Origin of the sequence: Candidatus Hinthialibacter antarcticus (assembly GCA_030765645.1) — a bacterium.
GTDB classification, from domain to species: domain Bacteria; phylum Hinthialibacterota; class Hinthialibacteria; order Hinthialibacterales; family Hinthialibacteraceae; genus Hinthialibacter; species Hinthialibacter antarcticus.
In genome coordinates, this window is sequence record JAVCCE010000071.1 from 1 (window position 1) to 6,927 (window position 6,927).

At 52.4% G+C, this 6,927-nt stretch carries 5 protein-coding genes; all 5 read right to left on the reverse strand.

Translation table 11 applies throughout. From position 1 onward, the window contains the following. Nucleotides 1-178: 178 nt before the first annotated feature. The gene (locus P9L94_17810; GenBank protein ID MDP8245943.1) at nucleotides 179-946 is read right to left on the reverse strand and encodes a hypothetical protein; all 768 of its coding nucleotides are present in this window, start codon (nucleotides 944-946) and stop codon (nucleotides 179-181) included. Nucleotides 947-1,008: 62 nt separating this feature from the next. Continuing rightward, nucleotides 1,009-2,502 carry a tripartite tricarboxylate transporter permease gene (locus P9L94_17815; protein ID MDP8245944.1) on the reverse strand — a complete coding sequence of 498 codons (1,494 nt, stop codon included), beginning with the start codon at nucleotides 2,500-2,502 and terminating at the stop codon, nucleotides 1,009-1,011. Continuing rightward, nucleotides 2,502-3,821 carry a tripartite tricarboxylate transporter substrate-binding protein gene (locus tag P9L94_17820; GenBank protein ID MDP8245945.1) on the reverse strand — a complete coding sequence of 440 codons (1,320 nt, stop codon included), beginning with the start codon at nucleotides 3,819-3,821 and terminating at the stop codon, nucleotides 2,502-2,504. The genes P9L94_17815 and P9L94_17820 overlap by 1 nt, the downstream gene beginning before the upstream one ends. Nucleotides 3,822-4,117: 296 nt before the next feature. Continuing rightward, a complete protein-coding gene (locus P9L94_17825; GenBank protein MDP8245946.1) occupies nucleotides 4,118-4,993 on the reverse strand; it encodes a hypothetical protein in 876 nt (291 codons plus the stop codon). A gap of 35 nt (nucleotides 4,994-5,028) precedes the next feature. Next, nucleotides 5,029-6,399 carry a mandelate racemase/muconate lactonizing enzyme family protein gene (locus P9L94_17830; GenBank protein MDP8245947.1) on the reverse strand — a complete coding sequence of 457 codons (1,371 nt, stop codon included), beginning with the start codon at nucleotides 6,397-6,399 and terminating at the stop codon, nucleotides 5,029-5,031. Between the last annotated feature and the right edge of the window lie 528 nt (nucleotides 6,400-6,927).

Consider the following 6,927-nt stretch of genomic DNA (forward strand, 5'->3'; position numbering starts at 1 on the left):
GACGGACCCAGGGTGGGACGATCTGCCGTTCACAAAGCCTCGTGGGTGTACTCTCATCCCGAGGCTTCGTCTTTTTCTATTCAACTTACAAGAAAGATACAAGGGTGGGCTCGCGAAGCAGCCCACCGATTGTTTTCGAATAATTGAATCTGGTGGGTTAAGAACCCACCCTACAAGATCAATATTTTAAATACTTTGATAATTTTGTTTTAACTTTTGGATTTTTGCGTACAATTAAATCGTATAAATATGGCCAATGTTCAGAGGCGTTGTGCCTGCCTTGCATACTTGCTCTGACAAATCCAGACGTTTTAAGAAATTGATTACGTCTTAAATCTTCAAGATGAATTGGGTCATCCAATGAACAAACTTTTTGTATTTCACCTTGAACATCACTACCGTCTTTCCAGCCAGCATCTTCGACAAAATGAGAACGCTCCGATGCTTTCCAAATTTCTGATATATAACTCTCCGGTCTGGTAAAATAGAAAAGAACCAAATCATCCTCGTGACATTGCGTCGGCAAACTCCAATAGTCTTCAGTTGACTCTAGTAGTTCTTCTTTCCACTCATTATTCACAGGTACAATCCAAACATTGAATCCTAATCCATATTCACGTCTCAGTTCAACAATGGTCAAGTTTTCAGGCGCTGCAGGCCAATTGTGTTCCCAACAGACAATCCAATCGCATTCATCAGGGTCGTGCTTATGTGCATAAAAATTTTTTGATTTGAATTCAAATTCGATGCGAATTTTCTTTCGTTTTCCCTTTGAAATCGTATAAGCGATGCAATCAGGAAAACCAGGTTTAATCTCTTCAATATGGATACGGTGTTTTCGTGCATAGTCAGAAAATAAAAATACTACGCCAACTTCATGCGTTGGCGCTGAATCCATTGGCGCGCCTTCGATGGGTTCAGGATGATGCTTTCGATGTTCGGTCATTCGATCACCTATCAATCTGGTGGGTCAAGATCCCACCCCATAATGGGTTTGAATTAATTCTCTCACTCCTCTGACGCTGTGGCGTTGGTCTTACCGTTGCGAAGCAATCCCCAAGCCAGCGAGCCGATTGCGAGCAGCAACAACACACACGAGATCGGCCGCGAGAAAAACATCATCACGCCCGCGTCCGGCAGCATCAACGCGCGGCGCAGGTTGCTCTCGGCCATCGGCCCCAAGATCAGCGCCAACACAATCGGCGACGCGGGGAACCCGAAACGCCGCATAAAGAACCCCACCGCGCCCATGCCCACCGCGACGTATATATCAAACGCGCTGAAGCGAATCGCATACGCGCCGATTACCGACAACGCACAAATGATGGGTAAGAGAATGCTCTTGTCGATCAACACGATGCGCGCGATCCAACGGGTGGAGGCGAGCCCCACCGCGCAGGTCACCACATACGCCAGAAAGATAAACGCGAAGATGGGGTAGACTACATCCAGGTGATCGCGAAACAACAGCGGCCCCGGTTGCAGCCCCTGCACGATCAGCCCGTTGAGCATCACCGCCGTGACCGCGTCGCCGGGAACGCCCAGCGTCAACATGGGGATCATCGCGCCCGCCGTGGCGCCGCTCTTAGCGGCCTCGGGCGAAATAACGCCTTCGGGGTTTCCTTTACCGAACATCTCCGGGTGTTTTGAAAAACGCTTGGCTTCGTTATAGCCGACAAACGCGGCGATATCGCAGCCCGCGCCCGGTAAGGCGCCAATGGTGGTTCCCAACAACGCCGAACGCACATAACTCACCCAATAGCGAGTGATTTCTTGCAACTTGGGAAACGACAAATTCAACTTCGCGACCGAAGCGGTCGTTTTGATTTTCTGCGTCAAATCGTCGAATACTTGCGCGAAGGCGTACAGCCCAATCAATACGGGAATAAACCCGATGCCTTCGTAAAGTTCCACCACGCCGAAGCAAAAACGCGGCGTTCCATTCATGGGGTCGAGGCCAATAGTCGCGAGCAGTAATCCAAAGAAGCCGGAGATCACGCCCTTCACCACATCGCCGCCGGAGATGCCCACGATCATGCTGAGACCGAACACCGCCAACGCAAAATATTCAGGGCTGCTGAATTGCAAACCGAATTTTGACAATTGCGGGCTGAGAAAAACCAACAGCACTGTACCGATCATACCGCCGACGAAACTCGCCAGCGTCGCGAGAATAATCGCCTTGCCGGCTTCGCCGCGCTGAGCCATCGGGTAGCCGTCGAGCAGCGTCGCCGCCGAAGCGGGCGTCCCCGGAGTAGCGATGAGAATCGCGGTGATCGAGCCTCCGTAGATGGCGCCGACGTAGATGCCGATCAACATTGCCATGCTGCCTTGCGGCGAAAGGCCCATGCCCAGCGTAAACGGCATGAGCAAGGTCACGCCCATGGTCGCGGTCAGCCCCGGCAACGAACCGATCAGAATTCCAGAAATCACCCCAACGACCAACACACACAAAATCATCGGGTCAAATGCAGATGCGAGATTTACCAGTAGCGCTTCCATTACGCCCCCCAAACGCCCGGCAAGGGCACGTCAAGCACAGTTTTGAATATCACATACACAATCAACGTCACGCCGATTGACCACGCCCCGACATGCAGCGGGCGGCGTTCACCCAGCAATAAAAGCATCAACGCCAGAAAAGCCAGCGTACTAATAATGTATCCGACGACAAACATCATCCCGGCGTAAACTGCGATACAAAGAAACACAATCGCAGGAAGCGTGTTGTTATTTTTTTCTTGCGGCGCACATTGCGTCTTCGTCATCATCGAACGTAGAAACAGAACCAAGCAAAAGAACGCCAGCAGCCCGCCATAAAACAACGGCACGGTAAAGCGGTTGACTTCAGAACCGCTCTGCGTGAGCGCTTCGTTGTTTGATAATAATTTTGAGGTCGCTTCAAATTCAGAGCCTAAGAATGTTTTGAACTCCTGCGGGCCGCGATAACGTAACCCCAACAGCGCTTTCTTTGCGGACTCTTGAAACGGCGCTGAATCAAAGCCTGCTTTGAATCCCGCCTTGAGTTGAGCAATGATCGCGTCGGGGGTTTCGGGCGGCGCCGCTAAGCCGCGCCAGGTTCCATGAACCAGTTCGACGCCCTGTTCGCGCATCGTGGGGACATCCGGCAAACTGGAAAAGCGCGCATCTGACATAACGCCCAAGCAGCGTAAAGTTCCCAACTCTAAATACTGCAAGACCTCCGCCGGACTGACCGAGACCGCGTCAATGTGTTTGCCTAGCAACTGCGTCACCGCAGGCTTAGCGCCATTGTGGGGAACATGAGTAAATTCTACGCCGGTTTCTGATTCGATTTTCAACGCGCCGATGTGCCACACCGCGCCGGGGCCTGAATTGCCGATGGTCACGGCGCCGGGATTCTGCTTGGCATGTTCGATAAACTCGGCGAGCGTCTGCCAGGGGGAATCAGCGTGGACGGTAATCGCCGCCGGATCTTCATTGAGTTGCATGACGGGCTTGTAATTCAGCGGCGATAAGTCGACGCGCCCTAGCGGCTGGTAGGTGCACAGTTCATAGGTAATCATGGTCACGGTATAGCCGTCGGGCCGCGCCGTCGCGCCGAACGAATGCCCCACCGCGCCCGAACCACCGGGGCGGTTGAGTACGTTGACCACCGTTCCAAACGCGTCGCTGGAGTGCATCGCCAACGAACGCGCCAGCGCGTCAGTGCCGCCGCCCGCGTCCCAGGTCACCACAATCGTGATCGGCTTTGATGGAAAGCGCGACTCGCGTTCCGCGCAGCCGATAAAAAACACACAAACGCATAGCGCCAGTAGTACCATTCGCCCCAAAGATTTCATTGCAATTCTCTCTACTTTATTTGCCCTCACCCTAGCCCTCTCCCAGAGAGAGAGGGAACGCTTCAATGCTTAGTTATTGATTAGAAGCCATCTCAAAAATGATGAACATTACGATTCGCGATCAAAGCGTCTCTAACCTAAATTGACCTGTTCAGGCGCGGGTGTATCTCTCTGAGCGCCTGTGCAAAAGGGCCTGAAAGCCCGCACCGAAGCGAAGAGAGAGATACCCGCGCCATTCGCAAGATTACTAATTTTTAATTTGAGATGGCTTCTCGTTACCTCGCTTGGATGTTTATTTATTTTTTTTTCGTTGTCTTCCATTCTTCAAAGTCGGCTTTGATTTCGTCAGTCCATTTCATGTCGATTTCGCCCGGCGTGTATTTGCCCTCGCGCAGGCGCAAGTGACCGAACTCATCGCGCAGCCGTACTTCCTCAGAACGCTCGCACACTTCTTCCGCAAACTGCGGCGGGATAAAAATCACGCCTCCTCGTCCGCCCAATACCACGTCGCCAGGCATGACGGTCGCTTCATCAATACGAATTGGCGTATTGATTCCTAATAAGGTCACATCCGCGATGCCCGTCGGGTCCATTCCGCGAATGAAGACGCCGAAATCAGGCAGCGGAAAGATGCCGTCAATGTCGCGTACGCCGCCGTGAATCACCATGCCGGTTTTGGTTTTCGTCCAGATCGAGTTGGCGAGATTGTCGCCCGCGAAGGTACCGTCTTTGACCTTGCCGAACAAGTCGATCACGATCACGTCGTTCTCTGACAGGCGGTCGATCACCCACGAATTCTGCCCGCCCTTGTTACCTTGTTCTTTACCGATGGCCTCAGTCACGCCGTCGAGGTCAGGGCGCTTGGGCACAAACGCCGCCGTCAATGCGCGCCCCACTAAGACGCGGTCGGGATGCAGGTTCATCCACTCGCCGGTGAATTGCAGGCGGTAGCCTTTGCCGTGCAACACGCCCCAGGCTTCTTCAATCGAGACCTCTTTCATGCGTTCTAAAATTTCATCAGGAACGCGCGGGCGCCCGTCGTCAAAACGCGGGTACGGGTTATCGGGCGTATACTTGATGAGTTCTTCTTTGCTGAATGTGCCAAACTGTGCAAACGAGGTTGCGCAAAATAACAACGCCGCCGCCAGCGGCAATATTCTCATTCGTTTCATTTTCTTATTCCTCTCTAATTCAATCCATCAATTCATTACGACCACAAACGGTCCCACGAACGCATCTCGTTCCATTGTTCCGTCGGTTCAAACAAGCCGCCTTCGTCAGGATGCAAATGTTCTTTGATAACTTCTTCATTCACTTCGATGCCCAGGCCGGGGCCTTTGGGTACCGTGATAAAACCCTTATTGATGATGGGTTTGGAGATGCCGTCCACCATAGTGTCCCACCATTTGACGTCCACGGAGTGGTTTTCGAGCGCGATAAAGTTTTGCGTCGCCGCCGCGCAATGGACATTCGCCATGCAGGAGATCGGCGTTCCAGCGAAGTGCATCGCCATCGCAACGCCTTTGGCTTCGGCGTAGTCGCCGATGCGCTTGGTTTCGAGAATACCGCCCGACGACGCCAGGTCGGGGTGAATCATATCGACTGCATGCGCGTCGCACAGTTTGATGAATTCTTCTTTGAGATAAATGTCTTCGCCAGTCAGCGTCGGCACGTCAATCGCTTCAGTGATCTGGCGCCACATGTCGGTATATTCCCAAGGCACTAAATCTTCGAGCCACGCCATTTGATACGGCTCCAGCGCCTTACCTAAGCGGATGCAGCTGTTCACGCCGATGTGCCCGAAGTGGTCCGCCGCCAGCGGCAGTTCATACCCGACTTCATCGCGAATCGCGCCGACAAAGTCCGCAAGAATGCCAATGCCTTTGTCGGTCAGTTCCATCGCAGTGAACGGGTGTTTGACATAAGAACTGGGCCAGTCGCCCAACGGACGCGTCACCGTGTTGGGAATATCGCGCAGCATGTTGGCGCCGAGATCCATCTTGAGAAAGGTGTAGCCGTCTTTGACGCGATCTTTCATCCGTTGCGCATAAATCTTGGGATCATCCGAATAGGTCGTGTCGCAATACATGCGTATTTTGTCGCGGTATCGTCCGCCCAGCATTTGATAGACAGGAACGCCGTACGCCTTGCCTGCCAGGTCCCACAGCGCCATTTCGACGCCGCAGACGCCGCCCGCCTGGCGGCCATGATGACCAAATTGTTTGATCTTCTTGAAAATCTTTTCGACGTTACACGGGTTCTCGCCCAATAGGCGGCTCTTTAAAAATAACGCGTATTCCTTCGCCCCGCCGTCGCGCACTTCGCCATAGCCGGAGATGCCCTGATTGGTGTCAATGCGAATCACAGGAACCCGCATCGGCGCCCGTTGGACCACCGCAATACGAAGGTCGGTAATTTTTAATTCAGAAGGCGCGGAACTACGATTGACGCCCTGCGCAATCGCCTCATCAGTCCAGATGCTGGAAAACAAAGTGGATGCGCCCAGTCCCGCGACGCCCGCCGTTTGTAAAAAAGAACGGCGTGAATGCAAGTTACCCTTTTTGAAAATATCACCCATAATATTTTTTCTCCCGCAGATAATTGGCGAAATGGAAATCGCGTCAACAATACAATATGCCTATCTCTTTTATCACATCTAAAAGCCTGAATAAATAGGCGCGGCTAGATGAGCCCGCCAAGAGACCAAGAACGGTTCATCCGGTAAGTGAGTACTTGCATAAATGGATAGCCATGATTTTGAATACGAAAACGTATCCCGGCGGATCAATAATTGACAAACCAAATCAGGCATGGGTGCAACTCTGGGAGCGCCTGTGCAATAGGGCATGAACGCCCGCACTGAAGCGAGCAGAGTTATACCCATGCCTATCGCAACAAAAGTACAAATTGTTTTGAGATGGCTTCTCCTATTTCTTGCGCCCTAAGGGGGCAATGTCATTGACTTAAGACTTTTAGCCCCCCCCCTTTTTAAGGGGGGACGGCGCTGAAAGCGCCAGGGGGATTTCAAAACAGCACAAATAAAGCGATACATTCAAACAATATTTCAAGGGCTGGCTTCATTTTATTCAGCCTTGCCCTTGCCACC

What these genes read in the sequence shown, in the direction of transcription:
- P9L94_17830 (MDP8245947.1), bottom strand. Translation starts at nt 6,399, where the DNA reads ATGGGTGATATTTTCAAAAAGGGTAACTTGCATTCACGCCGTTCTTTT.
- P9L94_17815 (MDP8245944.1), bottom strand. Translation starts at nt 2,502, where the DNA reads ATGGAAGCGCTACTGGTAAATCTCGCATCTGCATTTGACCCGATGATT.
- P9L94_17820 (MDP8245945.1), bottom strand. Translation starts at nt 3,821, where the DNA reads ATGAAATCTTTGGGGCGAATGGTACTACTGGCGCTATGCGTTTGTGTG.
- P9L94_17810 (MDP8245943.1), bottom strand. Translation starts at nt 946, where the DNA reads ATGACCGAACATCGAAAGCATCATCCTGAACCCATCGAAGGCGCGCCA.
- P9L94_17825 (MDP8245946.1), bottom strand. Translation starts at nt 4,993, where the DNA reads ATGAAACGAATGAGAATATTGCCGCTGGCGGCGGCGTTGTTATTTTGC.